Origin of the sequence: Mycolicibacterium peregrinum (assembly GCF_001665625.1) — a bacterium.
In the GTDB taxonomy this organism is placed as follows: Bacteria; Actinomycetota; Actinomycetes; order Mycobacteriales; family Mycobacteriaceae; genus Mycobacterium; species Mycobacterium peregrinum_B.
This window is the reverse complement of record NZ_LZSY01000149.1, coordinates 1-19,433: the sequence shown is the minus strand read 5'-3', so window position 1 is coordinate 19,433 and position 19,433 is coordinate 1. Positions and strand designations below refer to the sequence as shown.

Genomic DNA, 19,433 nt, shown 5'->3' with positions numbered 1-19,433 from the left:
ACCGGTGCGGCCGGTGGTGTGCTGCTGCGTCCGTTCGCCCGCCTGATCGCCTCGACCGGTGACAGCGTCACCACCTACGGCGAGCCATGGAACATGAACTGAGCACATGAACGTCCAGTTCTAGGCCTCAACAAAGCAGCCCCTGGAGAAATCCAGGGGCTGCTTTTGTCTTCGGGTGTCTACTTGTCGCGGTCGGCGCTCGTGTACTTGGCGGTGTCGGGGCTCGGCCCGGTGCCGGGGCCGGTGACGTGCTTGCCGCCGGAGCCATTCTCGGCCAGCAGGTCGCGGATCTCGGTCAGGATGCTCAACTCGGTGTCCTGCGCCTGTTCGACCTCGCCGCGCTCGCGCAACTTCTTGTACGGCAGAACGATGACGAAGTAGATCACCGCGGCCACCAGGATGAAGTTGATGGCGGCAGACAGGACGGCATTGAAGTCGATGAACGTCTCGGGATCGCCGCCCAGTGAGATTTTGAGGACCCCGTACTCCTTGCCGGGGCCGGCGCCGATGCGGTCGATCAGCGGCTGAACGACCTTTTCGGTGAAGGCGGTGACCAAGCCGGTGAAGGCGGCGCCGATGACCACAGCAACCGCAAGATCGATGACATTACCGCGGGAGAGAAACTCTTTGAAGCCCTTCAACATGCGGGGACCCTTCCTGCAGTGTGGGTTGTTAAATGGGACAAGCAAACAGTAACGGAGTTGGCCGAGCGGCTGGGTGATTGTGGGACAACAACTTCGACACGTGTGAACTACCTTGTCCGGCAAGGGAACCCGAGCTCAGTGAATGGTCAGTGTCAGTGCCTGCACCAGGCTGGTGGCCGCCACTTCGTTGGCCGGGCGGGCCGGTAGCGCTACCAGCGCCACCCGATCGCCGTCCGCACCGGCTCCGCGGACCTTCTCCGAAACGAGCACCACCACGGCTCCGGCGGCCACCACGACCGGCCGGGCCGGCCCCTTGTCGTCCTGATCGGCGGTCACCGTCAGCACATCGACGACGTCGCCGGGGCGGATCAGATCCAGCAGCGCGGTGTCGTTGAGTTTCACCGGCACGATGCGGGCATCCGGGCCCGCTGCCGTCTCGGCCAATCGTGATCCGAGCAGTCGGACATCGGTGATCACCTCGCCGCGACGGGCCGGCGCGGTCAGCGTCGCGCCGATCATCGGTGCCACGTCACGCTGGGCGCCGTCGGGCACCGTCGCCGTACTACGCCGCTCCAGCCGCACGTCGGTGGCGGTCAACGCGACGCCAGGGGACAGGTCGTGCGCTGCCACCGCGACCTCGGTGTAGTCGCCGTGCGGGTCGGAGCGCAACGCGGCAATGGCCGCCAGAATCACCAGACCGGCTGCCGCGGCGCGGCGGGCAGCCACGGTTCGGGTCCAATCAGGCCGCGCAGCAGTCAGCCGACGCCACGGTGGCGGGTTGAGGGATTCGGCCATGGCGCCACGGTAGGCGCGCGACGGCCGGGTGGGAACGGCGTCTTCGCCGCCCTGTGGATAACTCGGAGGCTAGCTTGACGCGGCCGCGGCGGGGGCGGCGCTGGAGCTGCTCGACGAACTCGAGGACGAAGAGCTCGATGAGGACGACGACGAGTCCGAGGACGTGCTCGACGACGAGCTGTCCGCGCTCTTGCCGGACGAACCGTTGGACGAGCTCTTGCCCGACTCGCGGTTGTCGGTGCGGTAGAAGCCGCTGCCCTTGAACACCACGCCGACCGAACCGAAGAGCTTGCGCAGCTTGCCGGAGCACTTGGGGCAGGTGGTCAACGCATCGTCGCTGAAGGCCTGCACCGCGTCGAACCGATTGCCGCACTCAGTGCACGCGTAGGAATAGGTAGGCACGAAAACCCTCCGAGTTGGTCAAACTTGTTAGCACTCTACCGGCTCAAGTGCTAGAACCGCTACGTGGGCCATGTCATTCCCGCGGGCCGCCGGCGCCGGCGCACCGGAAGATTAGCGGTCCTGCTCGTGGTGGCGGTAATCCTGGCGGTGCTCGCCGTGCTCGTGGTGGCCCGCATGAAGGCCGCCACGCCGGTCGACGGCTCCGCCGCGGACTCGGCACCGCCCCCGACGACAGGCCTGGCGCCGGCGCCCATGCAGCGGACGCCCGGTTACGACCGGGCCCGCACGCTGTTGGCGGGGTTGCGGGTCAAGGGCTGGGACCGCGACACCGATTACGCCCGGTACCGCTTCGGTGAGGCTTGGAGCGACGACGTCAACGTCGAGTTCGGCCGCAACGGGTGCAACACCCGCGACGACATCCTGCGCCGCGATCTGGCTCGACTGACCGTCCGGCCCGGCACGTGCTATGCCGCCACCGGTGTCCTGCACGACCCCTACGCCGGCGTCGAGATCGCGTTCACCCGCGGCCCCGACACCTCCGGCACCGTGCAGATCGACCACCTCGTATCCCTGTCGGACGCTTGGTACAAGGGGGCGCGGTCCTGGGACCCGCAGCGGCGCAAGGACTTCGCCAACGATCCGCGCAACCTGATCGCGGTCGGCGCACAACCCAACTTCGACAAGGCCTTCCGCGACGCGGCCGGATGGCTCCCACCCAACGTGGCGTTCCGCTGTGAGTTCGTGGCCCGCCAGGTCGAGGTGAAATCCGCCTATCAGCTGTGGGTCTCGGCCAAGGAGCAGCGCGCCATGGCAGCGGTGCTCGACAGCTGCTAGCCGCGCCGGTAGCTCGGCGCGATCATCACCGGCACCGGCGAGCGACGCAAGATCTTGCCCGCCGCCGAGCCGAGGAACACCTGGGCCGTCGGGGCGGCCGCACCCGAACCCAGCACCAGCATGTCTCCGGTGTCCCATCCGATGCTCTGCACTGCGGCATTCCAATCGTGGCCCGCGCCCACCACCACGTCGACGTCGGGAACGGCCATCCGGTCGCGAATGGCCTTGAGCTGTTTGGTGATCTCGGCGATGGTTCGCCGGGACCACTGTTGCACCACCAACTCCTCGGCCGAGGTCTCGATGGTTCCGGCGAACGCTGCGGTGTTGCGGACCGTGAACGAGACGATGCGCAGCTTGGCCTGCCATGACGCCGCGAGTTCGGCGGTGGCCGGGATGAGCCCGTTGACGTCGGCCTCGCCGCCGTACGCCGCGGTGAGCCGGCTGATGCGCCCGTCGGCCTGGGCATACCCACGTGGCGCGAACGCCACCGGCACCCGGGCCGTGTGCACCAGACGTTCGGTCACACTGCCCAGTGTGACCCGGCCGAGCATGCCCGACGAGGACGAACCGACGGTCACCATGGTCGCCCGGTGGGCATCGGCAAGCTCGATCAAACCGGTTGGAATCGAGGTGGATTCGTGTACCACCGGGGTGACGTCGAGATCGATGGGCAGGACCGCGACTGCCCGCTGCAACGCCTGGGTGGCCTGGGCGCGCACGTAGGCCAGGTACTCGCCCTCGACCATGTCGTCACGCGCCGCCCATGACCGTTCTATCACCGCCGCGGCGATCACCTGCTCGCCGGTGGTGCGGGCGATCTGGATCGCCAGGTTCAGCGGTGCGCTGCTGTGCCGGCTCGCGCTGAACGCGGCCAGGATGGTCACGACGCGGGCTCCTGGGTACGGGCTCGCGACACCACATGGGTCACCGGGATCTGGTAGTCGGCGCGGGCGCGGTCGACGACCTCGAACCGGTGCCACACCGAATCCTCCGGCGGCAGAGTCGAAATCACGATCTGGTCGGGCCGGAACGCCTCGACGGCGTGGGCCAGGGCCCGCAGCGGACGATAGTCACCCAACTCGCCGTCGGCCTGCAACTCTTCGGAGCGCAGCGTAGCCAGCGTCTGGTCGAGGCGACGCTGGGCCGCGCGGGTGGTGGCTTCGGAGATGTCGAGCGGGCCGTGGGTGGCGGCCACCCCGGTGTCGATCGGACTGGCCGGCACCACCACCTGATAGAGGGCATCGCGGTCCGCGCCGATGCGCCGCAACTCGTCGAGCAGTTCATCGGATTCGACGGTCTCGTTGGCCAGCACCAACACTCGGTGTGGATGGGCGGTCCCGGCGGCCGCCACGCCGGTCACCTCGGGCCGGTGCCCGATGAACCACCGGTTGGCCAGGAACAGCAGGATCACCACCACCCACGACGCCACGCTCAGGGTGAGGGCCTTCCGGTTGTCTCCGCCCTGCACATACATCTGGATCAGGATTCCGAAGATGGCCAGGGCGGTGAGTATCGACAGCACGGGGAACAACCACATCTTCACCTTGAGCTGGCCTGGGGAAGTGCGGTACCGCAGCACGATCTGCGAAATGCAGATGAGCAGGTAGACGAACAGGATCACGGCGCCACTGGAATTCAGCAGGAACGCGAAGATGGTGTCCGGCCAGAACGCCGCGGCGATCACGCACAGGAAGCCGATGACAGACGAGGTCAGGATTGCCGGGGCCGGGACGCCGCGCCGGGTCACCGCGACCAACTGCGGCGGTGCCTCGCGCCGGGCGGCCAGCACGAACAGCATGCGCGACGCGGTGTACATCCCGGAGTTCAGACAGCTCAGCACCGCCGTGAGCACCACCGCATTCATGATGTGATCGGCGTAGGGGATACCCATCTCGGTGAACACCGAGACGAACGGCGAGGCGACATTGCCCGCGGCGTCCTTCTTGAAGTGATCCCACGGCAGGATCGTCGTGATCAGGAACGCCGACCCGACGAAGAAGATCGCGATACGCAGGATGACCGAGTTGGCGGCCTTGGCCACCGCCCGCTCGGGATCCGCGGACTCGGCGGCGGCAATGGTGGCGATCTCCGCACCGACCATCGAGAAGATCACCGTCACCACACCGACGGTGACGGCCATTGCGCCCATCGGGAAGAACCCGCCGTGAGAGGTCAGATTCGAGAAGTCCATGTCCTTGTTCGGCCACAGTCCGAAGACGAAGAGCGCGCCCAAACCGATGAACGCCAGGATCGCCGCCACCTTGATGCCGGCGAACCAATATTCGAATTCGCCGAAGGACGACACCGAGAACAGATTGGTGGCCGTCATCGCGATCAACAGGAGCAGTGCGGTCAGCCAGATGGGGACATCCACCCAGAACTGGATGATCTTGGCGCCCGCGATCGCTTCGAAACCGACGACGATCACCCAGAAGTACCAATAGAGCCAGCCGACCGAGAACCCCGCCCAGTTGCCCAGCGAGTTGCGCGCGTAATCGGCGAACGATCCGGTCGACGGGTTGGCCACCGCCATCTCGGCCAGCATCCGCATCACCATGATGACCAGGACCCCGGCCAGCGCGTAGGTGATGAACGAGCCGGGTCCGGTAGCACCGATCACCACCCCGGAGCCGACGAACAGGCCGGCGCCGATCACGCCGCCGATGGCGATCATCGTCAACTGACGCTGACTGAGTGCCTTCTTCAATGCGGGTGTTTCACCCATTTGCGTACCGACTCCTCCGTGGTATGTGACTCAGGTCACAAGTGACCAGAAGGAAACGCTATGCCCGGCGGCCGGTCGATGGAGCCGAAATTGGGCCGAAACTGTAGGAAACCCAGGCGGCCGGTTCAGACAGTTGTCGAATCGGGCCGGTACAGCCCGGCAAGCCGGGCCAGTCGCAGGCTCAGCATCAGTTCGAAACGGGTCTCGCCGTCGCTGAGGTCGCTGCCGACAGCCTCGGTCAGCTTCTCCAACCGGTAGTACAGCGTGGACCGGTGCAGATACATGTCCTCGGAAGTGCGCCGCACGTCGCCGCCGTTGGCCAGGTAGGTCTCGAGCGTGCGAAGGAGGTCGTCGCGACCCTGTTCGATCAGGCTGACGATGCCGGGGTGGACCAGCTCGCCGAGCCGGTCCCGGTCGTAGGCCTGGCCCAGCAGCGCCAGTGTGCGCCACGAACCGAGTGCGGACCAGTCGGCAACCTGGGTGCTGCTCGCGCCGACGCCCGCGAGCGTCAGTGCCAGGCTCGCGTGTCGAAACCCAAGGGCCGCTTGTGTTATCGGCAGAGCGACGCCGGAGGTGCCGATGGCCAGGTGCGTTCCGTAGCTGGCCCGGACGGCACCGGCCACAGTTTCGGCCGCCGCGGCAGATCCGGTGCGCGATACCGCGACGATCGTGGTCGGCGATCCGGCGAGGGTGTACCACCGGTGCGTTCGGTCGGTGGCCGTCAACCGCAGGCGCAGCGCCATACTCCGATCGACCGGATTGCCCGCGCCGTCGAGGTCGGGCTCGAACCGGAAAATCTGGACCACGTCGTCCGGCTCGACCATCGCCCTGGCATGCAGCTCACGGACGACTGCCTGGGCGTGCGCAGGTTCGTCGGCGGCAAGCAACCGCATCAAAAGGCCCTGCTGCGCAGACTCTTCGGCGCGCAGTGCCGCGTTGCGGCGGTCGAGGATGGCCAGCAGGTCGGCGCCGGCTCGTTCGGCCAGCCGTTGACCGTCCTCGGACAATGACCCTTCAGGGGCGATGATCCACAGGTAGCCGAACCGCTCGGACGCCGAGCGCACCGGCACGCAGAACCGTGGCATCAAGTTGTGTTGCGGAAATGCCGGGATCCACACCGCCGAGTCGGCCGAACCGATTCCGAATTCGAACAGCGCCGCTTTGACCTCGGCGCGGGTCTCGCGTTGCAACACGCTGTGGACCCGCACGTCGTCGAGTTCACCGAGTTGACGGCTGTGCGTGATCGGGGTCAGCTCCTCGTCGTCCAGGAGCACTGCCCGATCCAGGGTCTGGGCCAGGACGTCGACGATCAGCTGCATGCGGACACTGAAGTCGGCGCTCACCGGATCGGACACCCTGATGATTCTGGACCGCTCAGCTGTGCAACGTCACCATTCCGCCCGCCGGCGTCAACGCGTGCGTCATGCGCACGTCGTGGGGGTCGGCGGGCAACTCGTCGAGCAATTCGTCGTCCCGTACCACCGCGACCAGTCGCGCATGCGGTGAGGCGTAGATCAGGCTGCGATCGTAGAAACCGGCGCCCCGGCCCAGTCGGTTGCCGTGGCGGTCGACGGCCAGTGCGGGCACCAGTACCACCGCCGCGTCGGCGATCGATCCGGCGGGCAACCACGGCGGCGCGGGCTCGCGGAGACCGAACTCGGCTGCCACCAACGTGCCGGGTACATACTCACCCCACTGCATCGGCATTGCCCGGCCGTCCCCGTCGTTGCGGGCGACCGGAAGCAGTACGCGCACACCGAGTTCCAACAGGGTGTCCAACATGGCCGCAGACCCCGGTTCGGAGCCGACCGGAACGTAGGCGCAGACCGTTTGCCCGGGACGGACCAGTGCGGGCAGCCAGTGGCAAATTGCCTGCGCCTCGCGGTTGCGGCAGTCGTCGGTCGCGGCCCGTCTTGCACGGAGAACGCCAGCTCGCAACTCGGTCTTGGTCGGCGGGGTCACGCCCTCCACCATTTCAGAACGGACGTTAGTGTGTGAACGATGAGCACCTCTCCCAAGGCGCCTGAAGTGCCGATTCCCTACACGGCCGTGGTCCCCGCGGCCGGTCTGGGCACGCGCTTCCTGCCCGCGACCAAGACGGTCCCGAAGGAACTGCTGCCTGTGGTCGACACCCCCGGCATCGAGCTGGTCGCGGCGGAGGCGGCCGAGGCCGGCGCCGAGCGGCTGATCATCATCACCTCCGAGGGCAAAGACGGTGTCGTCGCGCACTTCGTCGAGGACCTGGTGCTTGAGGGCACGCTGGAGGCCCGCGGCAAGAAGACCATGCTGGAGAAGGTGCGGCGGGCTCCCGCGCTGATCAAGGTCGAGTCGGTGGTGCAGGCGGAGCCGCTCGGGCTGGGTCATGCCATCGGTTGCGTCGAGAGTGCGTTGGCTCCCGACGAGGACGCGATTGCGGTGCTGCTGCCCGACGATCTGGTGTTGCCGACGGGCGTGTTGGAGACCATGTCGAAGGTGCGGGCCAAGCGCGGCGGCACGGTCCTGTGCGCCATCGAGGTCCCTGAAGACAAGATCAGCGCCTACGGCGTCTTCGACGTCGAGACGGTGCCCGATGCGGCCAACCCGAACGTGCTGCGCGTCAAGGGCATGGTGGAAAAGCCCAAGTCCGAAGACGCGCCGTCGCCGTACGCCGCGGCCGGCCGCTACCTGCTGGACCGGGCGATCTTCGATGCGCTACGTCGGGTTTCGCGCGGTGTGGGTGGCGAGATCCAGCTGACCGACGCCATCGCGCTGCTGATCGAAGAGGGCCATCCGGTGCACGTGGTCGTGCACCGCGGAGCCCGACACGACCTGGGAAATCCCGGCGGCTACCTGAAGGCTGCGGTTGACTTTGCGTTGGAACGTGACGACTACGGCCCCGAATTGCGGAGCTGGTTGGTCGAACGGTTGGGTCTGGCCGGACAGGAGGGCTAGCAACGCGTCGGGCCCTACGCCGCGCGTTGTCCGGCAGTCGGGGCCCGTAGATAGGAAGGCGTGTTGTGCGTTCGGTCGAGGAACAGCAGGCTCGGGTAGCGGCTGCCGCGGTGGCGCCCCGGCCGGTGCGAGTGGCCATCGCCGAGTCACAAGGTCTGATGTGTGCCGAAGAGGTCGTGACCGAACGGCCCATGCCGGGATTCGATCAGGCCGCGATCGACGGCTATGCGGTCCGCAGCGTGGACGTGTTGTCGGTGGGCGACGGTGCCGGTGAGATCAGCTTGCCGGTGATGGGCTCGATCGAGGCGGGGGCGCGGACCCCGAGCCGTTTGCAGCCCCGGCAGGCTGCCCGGGTGCAGACCGGTGCGCCGATGCCGACGCTGGCCGACGCGGTGCTCCCGTTGCGGTGGACCGACGGTGGCGAGAGCCGGGTCCGGATCCTGCGCAGCGTGCGTTCGGGCGCCTACGTCCGGCGCACCGGAGACGACGTGCAACCCGGTGATGTCGCGGTGCGGGCCGGCACCATCATCGGTCCGGCCCAGGTGGGCCTGTTGGCAGCGGTGGGACGGGACCGGGTGCTGGTGCACCCGCGGCCCAGGTTGTCGGTGATGTGCGTGGGCGGCGAGCTCGTCGACGTGTCCCGCAGCCCGGGAACCGGGCAGGTGTACGACGTGAACTCGTATGCGCTCGCCGCGGCGGGCCGGGATGCGGGCGCGGAGGTCAACCGCGTCGGCATCATCAGCACCGACCCGCGGGAACTGCGGGAAACCGTTGAGGGCCAAGTCAATCGCAATGAGATCGTGGTGATCGCCGGGGCGGTGGGCGGTGCCGCCGCCGAATCGGTGCGCAGTGTGCTCACCGAACTCGGCGAGATGGAGGTGTCCCGGATCGCGATGCATCCCGGGTCGGTGCAGGGCTTCGGGCAGCTCGGCCGGGACCGCGTTCCGGTCTTCCTGCTGCCCGCCAACCCGGTCAGCGCGCTGGTGGTGTTCGAGGTGATGGTCCGCCCGCTGATCCGGCTCTCACTGGGCAAGCGCCAGCCCATGCGACGCGTGGTGCAGGCCCGCACGCTGGCACCGATCAGCTCGGTGGCCGGGCGCACGGGATACCTGCGCGGGCAGTTGATGCGGGACCAGGACACCGGCGAGTACCTGGTGCAGGCACTCGGCGGGGCGCCCGGGGCGTCGACGCATCTGCTGGCCACCCTCGCCGAGGCGAACTGTCTCGTGGTGATTCCGAGCGAGGTGGATGAGGTCCGGACCGGCGAAACCGTGGATGTGGCATTCCTGGCCCAGCGCGGCTGATAAGACTTCATTCGATGAATGACGGTGTGACGAATCGACTGTGCGGATGAGCCTGCTGCGGTCCAGTGCCTTTCACCCGGGTTGGCCCGGGCCGATCGGTCCGCTGCGGGTGCAGGCGGGCGTGGTGCGGCTACGCCCGGTGCGGCTGCGCGACGCCGCGGTGTGGAGCCGGATCCGGTTGGCTGACCAGGCCCACCTGGAGCCCTGGGAGCCGGTAAGTGGCGTGGATTGGCATGTCCGCCATGGGGTTTCGTCGTGGCCGGCGATCTGCTCGGGTTTGCGCGGTGAGGCCCGGCGCGGGCGGATGCTGCCGTATGTGATCGAGCTCGACGGCGAGTTCGCCGGCCAGCTCACGATCGGCAATGTCACCCATGGCGCGCTGCGATCGGCCTGGATCGGCTACTGGGTGGCCAGTGACAAGACCGGCGGCGGGGTGGCGACCGGAGCGCTGGCGCTGGGTCTCGACCACTGCTTCACCGGGGTGCAGTTGCACCGGGTCGAGGCCACGGTGCGGCCCGAGAACGCCGCAAGCCGGGCTGTGTTGGCACGCGTGGGGTTCCGCGAGGAGGGCCTGTTGCGTCGCTATCTCGAGGTCGACGGTGCCTGGCGGGACCACCTTCTGGTGGCGGTCACGTTGGAGGAGCTGAAACATTCGGCGTCTCAAGCCCTTGTGTCGGCCGGGCGGGCCAGTTGGTGCTGAGCTGTCCGGGTCGGCCCGGATTGCGGCGCGCCGTGTCGAAACTGCGCCCAGGGTCGTGATTTCGCCGGATTCACAGCCCTGGAAGCCATCTCAGCGAATTCGGGTTCTTGAGCTGTTACCAATGTGACACGTGTGACTAGTGGTGCTTGTATCGAATGAATTACAGGTGTGTAATTGTGTCGGCGCGCCATCCATGGATGCGCTGGTCACAGACCTAGCCTGAAGGGGAAAGGAGCAGGCGTCATGCCAAGCATCCCCCAGTCACTGCTGTGGATTTCCCTTGTCGTTCTCTGGCTTTTCGTTTTGGTCCCGATGTTGATCAGCAAGCGCGACTCGGTGCGTCGCACCAGTGACGTCGCCCTGGCGACACGAGTTCTCAACAGTGGCCGCAACGCACAACGCTTACGACGCGGCCCGGCCGCCGGGCATCACAGCGATCCGCACTGGAAACACACGGCCGACCACCTCGACGAGAACCTCGATGACGACTTCGAGGAAGACGAAGAGCCGGCCGAAGTGCGCGTGCACGCCACCGTGCAGCGCACCGTTGTGGTGGCCGCCGTGAGCGTCGAGACCCCCGAACCCGACTATCTGGATGTCGACGTCGTCGACGAGGATTCCGGTGCACTGCCGGTCGGTGCGATGGCCGAGGCTGCCGAACCCGTCGCCGAACCCGAGGAAGTCGCCGAGCCCGAACTCGAGCTGGAATTCGAGACGCAGCCTGAAGCGGAAGCCGAGCCGGAACCGGAGCCCGAAGCGGAGCCTGAGCCCGTCGCGGTCGAGGAGCCGGCCGCGGAGTTCGACACTGTCGAATCCGAGGCCCAGACCGAGCGCATCGCAGTGGATCTCGATGAGAACCAGGAGCCCGAGGGCGCGCCGGATCCCGTCGGCGTCGACGATGAAGAAGAACTTGCCGACGAGTACGAGTACGTCGACGACTCGTCGGGTCTGGAACCCGAGGCCGAGGACGAACCGGTCGGCGAGGAATCGGCAGAGACCCCCGTCGGATCGCCGAGTGCGCCCCGGCAGCGCCGGTTCGAGTCCAAGACCGCCGCGGAGGTCAGTGCCCGCAAGTTCCGGTTCCGCAAGCGCGTGCTCGCGGTGCTGGCGGCCACGATGCTGTTCTCGGCGGGCGCTGCCTTCCTGGTGACGCCGTCGGCCTGGTGGGTGTGTGGCGGTGCCGGCACGGTCACCGTGCTGTACCTGGCCTATCTGCGCCGCCAGACGCGTATCGAGGAACAGTTGCGGCGTCGTCGTGCACAACGGATGGCGCGGTCCCGGCTGGGCGTGGAGAGCACCGACGACCACAAGCTCGACGTGGTGCCGGCGCGCTTGCGTAGGCCCGGCGCAGTGGTGCTCGACATCGACGACGAGGATCCGATCTTCGAGCACCTGGCCTACGCGTCGTATGGGTCGATGTCGCGCGAATACGATCTACCGCGGGCTTCCGGCCAGTAGGCCGGCCGGTTTCCGCTTCCGGGCCGACGGCTGGTAGCCTTTCGTTCCGGTACCAGGGGCTATAGCGCAGTTGGTAGCGCGTCTCGTTCGCATCGAGAAGGTCAGGGGTTCGATTCCCCTTAGCTCCACTCTCAAATGGCAGGTCAGGCAACTGATCTGCCATTTCTGGTTTGTGGGCGGCCCACAGTAACGCCTCCGCGTCCGTCTCCGTCGCCCCTTGAAGATCAATCCAGCCTTCACCCGTGCTGCGGCGCACTAAGCGGACATAATTCAGAAGATCGTATGGTCATCGCATGGTCTAGGTATCTGATGGACTGCCTGTACAGGGATAATGCTCCAGATTGTTGACGCTCAGATGTTCTTGGTCATACGGTTGTGGCAAATATGTCGGCTAGGGCCCGATATGGGCCTCGCGGAAGGTGGGAACGTCGATGAACGTCAACAGCGTGGCTCCCAACGTCTTCGACGCGGGGCTGCCGACCCTCAGTTACAACCTCACCGCCACTCCGCACGACATCCTCGAAGATGTCCGAGCGGCGCAGGCACGCGCGCCTATCGCCATCGGGCCTCTCGGCCCGGAAATCCTGTCCTACGAACTGGCTCGCGACATACTGCGTGACAACAGATTCCGTCTCCCACCCGGTATCACTCTGGCGGCCCAGGGCATCACATCTGGTCCCTTGTTCGACAAGATGGTGGGCAGCCTCCTGGGCCTGGACGGTGCACCACATGTGCGGTTGCGCAAGCTGGTTTCCAAGGCGTTCACTCCCCGCGCGACATCACGCCTTCAAGACACGATCCACGACGTGGTGAACGGGCTGATCGATCGAGTGGTCGACGCCGGGCAGTGCGACGTCGTGACCGACATCGCGCGTCCCTATCCCACCCCGATCATGTGCGCGCTGATCGGTGCGCCTCGCGCGGACTGGCATTTGTTCGCGGACTGGACCGAGGAGGTCTTCAAAGCCCTCAACTTTCAGCCGGACGCCAATTTCGACGAGTCCACGATCATGCGGGCATGGGGCGAACTCGACGACTACGTCGACGGCATGGTTGCCGCCCGCCGGGACAATCTGACCGACGATCTGCTGTCCGAGCTGATTCGCGCCGAAAGTGACGGCGACCGGCTGAATCTCGACGAACTCCGCATGCTGGTGGCCGGGTTCCTGATGGCGGGAACGGACACAACGCGAAACCAGCTGGCGGCATCGGTTCAGGTGCTCTGCGAGCATCCGGACCAATGGGCGAAGCTGCGCGACCATCCGGAACTTGCGATGCGGGCGGTCGAGGAGAGCATGCGCCACTCGCCAGCGGCCTGTATCGTGCCGCGAGCCGCCGTCGAGGATGTCGAGTTCGGTGGCTATCTGTTCCCGGCGGGGACCTTCGTACTCGCGAACACCTTTGCCGCCAATCGAGATCCGGCCATCTATGACGATGCTGACCGCTTCGACATCGCGCGCAACGACGTTCCCGCAATTCTGACGTTCGGCGGTGGCGCGCACTATTGCCTGGGGGCGAACCTCGCGCGCCGGGAACTGGCGGAAGCACTCACAGTCCTCACCCGCCGCCTCCCCACCACCCATCGTGTCGGGCCGGCTCCATGGAAATCGGTGCTCGGAATGACCGGTCCTACAACTCTTCCGATTGAATTCACCAGCGACAGGCTGGTGGCGGCGAATGCGTAGTCGTGGCTGGGCGGGTTCGACGCCCTCATCGGACGAGGAAGCTATCTCGCGCATCCTGACTGCGGTAGATGAGGAGATTGCCGAGCATGGAGCCGGGATACGTCTCGCCGACGTCGCCCGCCGACTCGGCGTCACTCGCCAGACGGTGTACCGCTACTTTCCCAACGCCGACGCGCTGCTCATCGCCAGTGCAATGCGTGCCGTCAACGGATTCATCGACCAGGTCACGGATCAGGTCAGCGGCGTCGGCGACCCGGTCACCGCAGTGGTCGAAAGCGTTTCATTTGGAATCGAGACCCTCTCCGGCGATCCACAGCTGGAGAAGCTACTGACCCGTCGAGAGGGCGGCGAACCCGTCACCTCGCTGACTTCCGACACGGCTATCACCTTCTGCTTGTCCGTCTTTGACCGACTCGATGTCGATTGGAGACTTCACGGCTTCGACGACACCGCCCTGCGTGAACTTGCCGAGATGACGTTGCGTACGGTGCAATCGATATTGACCGATCCTGGACCGGGGCCCCGCACGGGACAAGCATTGCGCCGCTTCGTCTCTCGCTGGCTGGGCCCGGCAATCCTCTATCCACGATGGGCGTCGTTGTCGATTTACGGACGGGCATCAGACGATGTTCATCGAGTCGAGCAGGGTGGTCAGTAGTTCCTGGTTTCCTGATATGGCGATGTCGGATGTGCGCCAGTCGACCCGTTTGGTCGCCCACACCGGAAAACTGTTGACATTGCCTCGTATAGAGGCAACCGGGCCGCAATCGCCAGCAGCGGTAGCGATCGTGCCGTCCGGTCGGATGAGCCACCGGCCACCACCGTCGCCATAGAGTTCCAGGCAGACTGGCGCTCTCAGCCATGAGGGCGGGGCAGCCCTCAGTTGATTGGCCAGCACAGCCAGCATCCACTCGACAACGACGGACATGCGTCCGGCGTCCGTACCGGGCGCAGGTGCGCCGATGGCGTGGGCGATGTCATGGCGTAGATGAGTGTGATGGTCGAAGACAAGTGCTCCGGGTAGGACCAGGCCGACCGTGAATGATCCGAGTTCGCCGAGGCGGGTGCGTAGCGCACGTGCCGGTGACCTGGCGACCAGCGAGGCTGCACGTAGTGTTCGGCCGCTCCACCGTTCGTATTCGGCCAGTACCTGGCTCCAATGCCAGTGGCGTCGGGAATCGACCGGGATGTTGTTGGCGCGCTCAATGTCTCGCGTCGTCAACAGCGTGATCGCGGCAGGGGTGAAAAGAGCGCGACAGCTGGCGCCGAGGTGGGCCACGACATCTTGCACGCGCCATCCGGCGGCCGCGCTGTCGGCCCGCCACTGCGACTGGGACAACTCGGCGCAGAAGCTCAACAAGGCAGCGCGTTCTCGTTGGAACGCGGCGACTCGATCGATCGTCACCGGTTGTCGTCCTCGTCCCGAGTCTTGAGCGCAAAGTCCGAGCTGGCGACGATGGTCTTGGCCAGTCGGTCGCGATATCCGGCGCGTTGCCTCGTGTCGACTCCTCGCATGGCGCGGTCGTAGTCGGTAGCCCGTAAGAAAGGCTGTCGGAGGCGCGGCGGCAACAGGGCCAGTGTGCGCATCAGGGCGCCCGACCATGCCGGGACAGTGACCTCGGGCTTGGCGGCCAGGCCGGCTTGCACGATCGCCGCCGCGACCGTCGACGGGTCCGAGATCGGCACTCCGCGTTCGGGAACGCCACTCGACAGCTCGGTGCGGACCACGCCCGGCAGCACCACCGAGGCCGTCACCCCCGATCCATGCAACTCCTGCTGAAGCGCATGGGTGAAGCCGACAACACCGAACTTGCTCGCGCTGTACGCCGCGACACCTCCGCCGGCGACGCGCCCCAACACCGAGGCGATGTTGATGATCTGCCCGCGCCGTCGCTCCAGCATGCCAGGTAGAACGATGTGACAGCCGAGGATGACGCCCCACAGGTTGATGTCGATCGTCGCACGGACCGATGCCAACTCGCCTTCGGTGAACGTGCCGACCGGCATGATTCCGGCGTTGTTGACGAGCACATCGATGGCGCCCGCTTCGTCGTGGACGGCGGCGACGAACCGCTCGTAGGACGTCTGGGACGACACGTCGAGACCGTGTCCGGATGCTCCTCGTCCGATTGCTGCGGCGGCCTCTTTGGCCGCCTGTTCGTCGAGGTCGCCGATGACGATCCGTGCCCCGCGTTCAGCGAAAGCGGCCGCCGTTGCGTGTCCGATGCCCCGAGCCCCACCGGTGATGACGACGACGGCATTGCGGAGATTTTCGTGAGGCAAGGTCAGTTCCCCTTCTCGATAAGTTTGACTAACGGTCAAACTTGACCGTCAGTGCTACGGTGGACGAAGTTTGACCGAAAGTCAATGTTTGGAGGATCGATGGCGAGTGGTGCGCGTCGACATCGCGATCCGGCCCGACGGGCAGAGCTACTGGTTGCGGCGGCCGACTGTTTCGCCAGCCGTGCATTCGATGACGTATCGATGGATGACATCGCTGAGCGCGCGGGCGTCACCAAGGGGTTGCTGTTCTACTACTTCGGTTCCAAGCGGCAGTGCTACCTGGCGGTCATCGAGGACTTCCATCGCCAGCTGCTCGACCACGCGCGGATGAACGAGGATGTCCCGCCTCGTGAGTTGATGTCCGCCATGCTCGACCGGTATCTGGATTTCGCAGTGAGCTCGGAGGCGGCCTACCGCCTGATCATGAGTGGCGGTCTTGGTGTCGACCCGGAGGTGCGTGCGTTCGTCGCCGACCACCGCGCTCAGTATCGGGCGCTGTTCACTCAGATGGTCTTGCCGGGTCAGGCTGAGCCCCCGGCCATGCGGGTCGCACTCGAAGGATTTCTGAGTTTCATGGAGGGTGCAACGCTGGACTGGTTGAGTCACCGCAAAATCAGCCGAGAAGCATTGCACCGCTTGATCATGTCGCTGGCCGCAGCCGTTCCGATGGCGGCCGTAGCAGCAGACCCGACGCTGGAACCCGAGCCCGTCGGTGAGGCGATGCCGCAGGTTTGAGGGGGCCTCCTTAGCGACGCTGCGTCAAGCCGCGCGCCCGCAGGTTGATCGGCAGGTCATCGGCCGGCATCGGTCCGGTGCCCCAGGTCAGCTGGGGCCGGTAATCGTCAGGCACGTTCCACTCGAACCGGCGCAGCATCTGATGCATGGTGGTCTTGACGGTCATGTCGGCGAACTGCTGGCCGATGCACTTGTGTGCTCCGCCGCCGAACGGCGCGAACACGTAACGGCTCACCGCGGCACGAGATGTGGCGTTGTCCACGAACCGCTCCGGGTTGAAGGTGTCCGGATCGGGCCACCAGTCGGAAAGACGCATGGAGGCATAGACATTGATGGCCACCTGGGTTTTGCGTGGGACGAAGTGACCGAGGATCTCGGTATCGCGAACCGTTTGGCGGAAGAGCGCGCCGGCCGGCGCGTACATCCGCAGGATCTCCTTGAAGCCGGCGTCGAGCAGGGGATAGGCATCGAGGTCGAGAACGGTCGGGGTGTCGTTCGGGTGAGCGAGCGCCTCTTCGCGAAGCGCGTCCTGCCACTGCCGGTTTCGGCCCAGTTCGTAGGTCAGCATGGACAACGCGATGGCGGTGGTGTCGTGCGCGGCCATCAGCAGGAAGATCATGTGGTTCACGATGTCGGCCTGGGTGAACCGGGCACCGTCCTCGTCCTCACTGCGGCACAACATCGAGAACAGGTCGGTGCCGTCGCCGCGTTGGCGGTCGGGAACCTGCGCGGCGAAGTAACGCTCGAGCCGCTCCCTGGCCCGTAGCCCCCTGGCCCACACACCGCCGGGCACGTCGGCCCGCACCAGTGCCTGCCCGCCGCGGACCGTGTCGTGGAAATCGGCCGACAACTGGTCGGATTCGGGACCGAGGTGAGTGCCGACAAACACCTCCGCGGCCTGCTCGAGCAGCAGATGCTTGATGGACGGATAGAACGGAAAGCTCTGTGTCGAGGGCCAATTGCGAAGCGTGCGATCGATACTGGGCCGCATCAGTTCGAGGTAGCCGTCCAGCGCGCTGCGGGTGAAGGCCTGCTGCATGATGCGGCGGTGATCGCGGTGTTCGTCGAAGTCGAGCAACATGATTCCGCGGTGGAAGAACGGTCCGATGACCGGCGCCCAGCCGCGGGTGCTGGAGAACACCTTGTCCCGGTTGATCCATGCGGTTTCCAAGGCGTCAGGGCCCATGAGGCCGACGACGCGAAAGCCGACGCCGCCGGCCCAGGACACCGGTCCGTAGCGCTCGTAGCGATCCCGGGCGAAGGACAGCGGGTCGGCCAGGGAGCTCAACACGTGGCCGAGGAACGGGAAACCGTAGTTGCCCATGACCGGCTTGAGATTCGATCCCGGTGGCGGAGTGGCCAGCGGGTGATCTCCGCTGGGAAACCGTGACGTGACAGCGGCGCCGAACGCCTGCAGGCGGTGTTTGTTCGCCGGCGACGCGAGGCACGTGGCCAACGTCGTCATCCGTCGATCCGATTGAGATAGTCGCGGCGACGGTTTTCGTCGAAATGGCCGGGTGGCTCGTTGCGGGTGGCGAGTCGTTTGAACAATTGCATCACCGGTTCCGGCGTGGCTTCCTCCAGCAGTCCGAACGGCGACAACCATTTCGGGACGGTGACTTCGCGTCCGGGGTTGCGTGCGCTGTCGGCGATGACGGTTCCGATCTGCTCGGGTTGCCGGGTGGGGAGAAGGTCGAGGGTGACTCCTGCGGTCAGGTCGGTGTGGACTGCGGTAGGCATGACCGTAGTGATGGTGACGTCGGAGTGGGCGATTTCGGCGCGAACGGCTCGTGACAACGCCGCCACCGCGTACTTCGTCGCGCAGTACACCGACATGCCCGGAGTGGTCACCTTGGCCGCCATCGATGCGACGTTCACGATGTGGCCGTGATTACGATCGAGCATGCCGGGAAGAAACTCGTGCATGCCGTTGACGACGCCGGTCAGATTGACGGCGATCTCTTGGTGGTACGCCGCGAGTTTCTGGCCGACGAAGGGGCCCATGTGCTGGATGCCTGCGTTGTTCACCAACATCGCCACCGGTCCGTCAGCGCGGGCAGCGCGGTGAAACGCCGCCACACTCGCAGCGTCCGTGACGTCGAGATGTGCGGCGTTGGCCCCGATCTCATGTGCGGTGCGGGTGGCTGCATCGGCGTCGACGTCACCTATCCACACCCTCGCGCCCCGCTCGACCAGAGCCACCGCGGTGGCTCGACCGATACCGCGTGCGCCGCCGGTGACGCATACGACGGCCCCGGCGAGATCGATCACCGGCCGGCGCTTTCGTCGCTGAACTCCCGCAATGCGAAGTATGCGATGGGTCGCACTTCGCCGCTGTGCATGTTCAACAGGGCCCGCCCGAGATAGAGGCCGGGCAGCAGCTCGACGATTTCGTCGCGGGTCCGTTTGATCGGGAAGGTGCGCACGCTGGGGTTCCGGTATTCATCCGGGCTGTAGTCCAGTGCCCGAACCTTGATGTAGGGCGGGATAGCCGCGGTGTCGATGCGGTGGGTGAACTCGAATCCCACCATCTCGGATCCGGCCCGACGCAGTCCGCGGTACAGGGGCGCGATGACGCGCATCGCGTACTTGGCGATCGGCGCGAGCCGGTTGAAGCCGGTATCGGTGTCGAACGTCTTTCCGCGCCAGGTCGGTTCGATCTTCAACAGCGGATTGGCCAGGGACGCCTCGGGAATGCCGAAGAGGTTGCCGACGATCAGACCCTCCATGGCTCCGTGCGGTCCGTCGGGTTCGTGTCCCCGCTCGAACAGCGCGGCGAGTTGGTCGCGGCGACCCGCGGTGCCGAGTTCCTGTAGGTAGTCCCAGCCCTGGCGCCGGGCCAGGGCCGGTGCCGTCTGCGCCAACTCGCGCAAGTCGTTCAACACCGAGGTGTGGGCCGCGTCCGGTGCCTGATTGTCGATGCCGGTGTTCTTGGCT

The 19,433-nt window shown here is 66.1% G+C and carries 21 protein-coding genes and 1 tRNA gene; 10 read left to right on the top strand and 12 right to left on the bottom strand.

Translation table 11 applies throughout. The features are described from left to right. Nucleotides 1-102, top strand: a 102-nt coding sequence (locus A5779_RS33155; RefSeq protein ID WP_174551555.1) for an MspA family porin, incomplete at its 5' end; no start/stop codon positions are given. A 77-nt stretch (nt 103-179) separates the two neighbouring features. Here A5779_RS33155 and mscL read toward each other — a convergent pair. The 3 genes from mscL to A5779_RS23460 all read right to left on the bottom strand — a co-directional run bounded on the left by mscL (nt 180) and on the right by A5779_RS23460 (nt 1,841). Further along, on the bottom strand, nt 180-644 hold the full coding sequence (mscL, locus tag A5779_RS23470; RefSeq protein ID WP_064886108.1) for a large-conductance mechanosensitive channel protein MscL: 465 nt from the start codon (nt 642-644) through the stop codon (nt 180-182). 135 nt (nt 645-779) lie between these two features. Beyond that, the gene (locus tag A5779_RS23465; protein ID WP_064886106.1) at nt 780-1,439 is read right to left on the bottom strand and encodes an SAF domain-containing protein; all 660 of its coding nucleotides are present in this window, start codon (nt 1,437-1,439) and stop codon (nt 780-782) included. A 69-nt stretch (nt 1,440-1,508) separates the two neighbouring features. Then, nucleotides 1,509-1,841, bottom strand: a complete 333-nt coding sequence (locus A5779_RS23460; RefSeq protein WP_064886104.1) for an FmdB family zinc ribbon protein — start codon at nt 1,839-1,841, stop codon at nt 1,509-1,511. A 63-nt stretch (nt 1,842-1,904) separates the two neighbouring features. Here A5779_RS23460 and A5779_RS23455 point away from each other — a divergent pair, with 63 nt between their 5' ends. Further along, nucleotides 1,905-2,675 carry an HNH endonuclease family protein gene (locus A5779_RS23455; RefSeq protein WP_236734864.1) on the top strand — a complete coding sequence of 257 codons (771 nt, stop codon included), beginning with the start codon at nt 1,905-1,907 and terminating at the stop codon, nt 2,673-2,675. Here the strand turns inward: A5779_RS23455 and A5779_RS23450 are convergent. From A5779_RS23450 to A5779_RS23435, 4 genes are all read right to left on the bottom strand, one after another. Further along, entirely contained in the window at nt 2,672-3,559 is an 888-nt protein-coding gene (locus A5779_RS23450) for a universal stress protein (protein ID WP_064886100.1), read from the bottom strand. The genes A5779_RS23455 and A5779_RS23450 overlap by 4 nt on opposite strands. Next, complete coding sequence (locus A5779_RS23445; protein ID WP_064886099.1) at nt 3,556-5,400, bottom strand: amino acid permease; 1,845 nt, start codon at nt 5,398-5,400, stop codon at nt 3,556-3,558. Before A5779_RS23445 ends, A5779_RS23450 begins: the two co-directional genes overlap by 4 nt. Before the next feature lie 125 nt (nt 5,401-5,525). Then, nucleotides 5,526-6,755 (bottom strand): PucR family transcriptional regulator, encoded by a 1,230-nt coding sequence (locus tag A5779_RS23440; protein WP_131811683.1) that lies wholly within the window; start codon nt 6,753-6,755, stop codon nt 5,526-5,528. A gap of 19 nt (nt 6,756-6,774) precedes the next feature. Further along, nucleotides 6,775-7,374, bottom strand: coding sequence for a 5-formyltetrahydrofolate cyclo-ligase (locus A5779_RS23435; protein ID WP_110777659.1), 600 nt, complete (start codon nt 7,372-7,374; stop codon nt 6,775-6,777). A 27-nt stretch (nt 7,375-7,401) separates the two neighbouring features. Here A5779_RS23435 and A5779_RS23430 point away from each other — a divergent pair, with 27 nt between their 5' ends. The 7 genes from A5779_RS23430 (at nt 7,402) to A5779_RS23400 (ending at nt 14,136) form a co-directional block, all read left to right on the top strand. Continuing rightward, a complete protein-coding gene (locus A5779_RS23430; protein WP_064886096.1) occupies nt 7,402-8,331 on the top strand; it encodes a UTP--glucose-1-phosphate uridylyltransferase in 930 nt (309 codons plus the stop codon). A 65-nt stretch (nt 8,332-8,396) separates the two neighbouring features. Next, nucleotides 8,397-9,635 (top strand): molybdotransferase-like divisome protein Glp, encoded by a 1,239-nt coding sequence (gene glp, locus A5779_RS23425; RefSeq protein ID WP_064886094.1) that lies wholly within the window; start codon nt 8,397-8,399, stop codon nt 9,633-9,635. A gap of 46 nt (nt 9,636-9,681) precedes the next feature. Then, nucleotides 9,682-10,335, top strand: coding sequence for a GNAT family N-acetyltransferase (locus A5779_RS23420; protein ID WP_064886092.1), 654 nt, complete (start codon nt 9,682-9,684; stop codon nt 10,333-10,335). A 243-nt stretch (nt 10,336-10,578) separates the two neighbouring features. After that, the gene (gene sepX, locus A5779_RS23415) at nt 10,579-11,793 is read left to right on the top strand and encodes a divisome protein SepX/GlpR (RefSeq protein WP_064886090.1); all 1,215 of its coding nucleotides are present in this window, start codon (nt 10,579-10,581) and stop codon (nt 11,791-11,793) included. 55 nt (nt 11,794-11,848) lie between these two features. Further along, a tRNA-Ala gene (locus tag A5779_RS23410) sits at nt 11,849-11,921 on the top strand. 303 nt (nt 11,922-12,224) lie between these two features. Further along, entirely contained in the window at nt 12,225-13,478 is a 1,254-nt protein-coding gene (locus A5779_RS23405; protein ID WP_064886088.1) for a cytochrome P450, read from the top strand. After that, complete coding sequence (locus A5779_RS23400; RefSeq protein WP_064886085.1) at nt 13,471-14,136, top strand: TetR/AcrR family transcriptional regulator; 666 nt, start codon at nt 13,471-13,473, stop codon at nt 14,134-14,136. Before A5779_RS23405 ends, A5779_RS23400 begins: the two co-directional genes overlap by 8 nt. On the opposite strand, the gene A5779_RS23395 is transcribed toward A5779_RS23400, so the two are convergent. Together A5779_RS23395 and A5779_RS23390 are read right to left on the bottom strand one after the other, a co-directional pair. Further along, nucleotides 14,098-14,883 carry a maleylpyruvate isomerase family mycothiol-dependent enzyme gene (locus A5779_RS23395; RefSeq protein ID WP_064886083.1) on the bottom strand — a complete coding sequence of 262 codons (786 nt, stop codon included), beginning with the start codon at nt 14,881-14,883 and terminating at the stop codon, nt 14,098-14,100. The two genes, A5779_RS23400 and A5779_RS23395, sit on opposite strands and share 39 nt — an antisense overlap. After that, a complete protein-coding gene (locus A5779_RS23390) occupies nt 14,880-15,761 on the bottom strand; it encodes an SDR family oxidoreductase (protein ID WP_165609824.1) in 882 nt (293 codons plus the stop codon). The genes A5779_RS23395 and A5779_RS23390 overlap by 4 nt, the downstream gene beginning before the upstream one ends. Before the next feature lie 84 nt (nt 15,762-15,845). Here A5779_RS23390 and A5779_RS23385 point away from each other — a divergent pair, with 84 nt between their 5' ends. Beyond that, on the top strand, nt 15,846-16,496 hold the full coding sequence (locus A5779_RS23385) for a TetR/AcrR family transcriptional regulator (RefSeq protein ID WP_064886081.1): 651 nt from the start codon (nt 15,846-15,848) through the stop codon (nt 16,494-16,496). 10 nt (nt 16,497-16,506) lie between these two features. On the opposite strand, the gene A5779_RS23380 is transcribed toward A5779_RS23385, so the two are convergent. The 3 genes from A5779_RS23380 to A5779_RS23370 are packed head-to-tail and all read right to left on the bottom strand — an operon-like array spanning nt 16,507 to nt 19,417. Then, nucleotides 16,507-17,961, bottom strand: coding sequence for a cytochrome P450 (locus A5779_RS23380; protein WP_064886078.1), 1,455 nt, complete (start codon nt 17,959-17,961; stop codon nt 16,507-16,509). Next, nucleotides 17,958-18,767: an SDR family NAD(P)-dependent oxidoreductase gene (locus tag A5779_RS23375; RefSeq protein ID WP_064886076.1), complete on the bottom strand. Its 810-nt coding sequence runs from the start codon at nt 18,765-18,767 to the stop codon at nt 17,958-17,960. Before A5779_RS23375 ends, A5779_RS23380 begins: the two co-directional genes overlap by 4 nt. Beyond that, nucleotides 18,764-19,417, bottom strand: coding sequence for a hypothetical protein (locus A5779_RS23370; protein WP_064886109.1), 654 nt, complete (start codon nt 19,415-19,417; stop codon nt 18,764-18,766). The genes A5779_RS23375 and A5779_RS23370 overlap by 4 nt, the downstream gene beginning before the upstream one ends. Nucleotides 19,418-19,433: the final 16 nt, after the last annotated feature.

Bases quoted from the DNA above. Each gene is read 5' to 3' on its own strand.
- mscL (WP_064886108.1), bottom strand. From the start codon at position 644: ATGTTGAAGGGCTTCAAAGAGTTTCTCTCCCGCGGTAATGTCATCGAT.
- A5779_RS23465 (WP_064886106.1), bottom strand. From the start codon at position 1,439: ATGGCCGAATCCCTCAACCCGCCACCGTGGCGTCGGCTGACTGCTGCG.
- A5779_RS23445 (WP_064886099.1), bottom strand. From the start codon at position 5,400: ATGGGTGAAACACCCGCATTGAAGAAGGCACTCAGTCAGCGTCAGTTG.
- A5779_RS23435 (WP_110777659.1), bottom strand. From the start codon at position 7,374: ATGGTGGAGGGCGTGACCCCGCCGACCAAGACCGAGTTGCGAGCTGGC.
- A5779_RS23430 (WP_064886096.1), top strand. From the start codon at position 7,402: ATGAGCACCTCTCCCAAGGCGCCTGAAGTGCCGATTCCCTACACGGCC.
- A5779_RS23420 (WP_064886092.1), top strand. From the start codon at position 9,682: ATGAGCCTGCTGCGGTCCAGTGCCTTTCACCCGGGTTGGCCCGGGCCG.
- sepX (WP_064886090.1), top strand. From the start codon at position 10,579: ATGCCAAGCATCCCCCAGTCACTGCTGTGGATTTCCCTTGTCGTTCTC.
- A5779_RS23405 (WP_064886088.1), top strand. From the start codon at position 12,225: ATGAACGTCAACAGCGTGGCTCCCAACGTCTTCGACGCGGGGCTGCCG.
- A5779_RS23400 (WP_064886085.1), top strand. From the start codon at position 13,471: ATGCGTAGTCGTGGCTGGGCGGGTTCGACGCCCTCATCGGACGAGGAA.
- A5779_RS23385 (WP_064886081.1), top strand. From the start codon at position 15,846: ATGTTTGGAGGATCGATGGCGAGTGGTGCGCGTCGACATCGCGATCCG.
- A5779_RS23380 (WP_064886078.1), bottom strand. From the start codon at position 17,961: ATGACGACGTTGGCCACGTGCCTCGCGTCGCCGGCGAACAAACACCGC.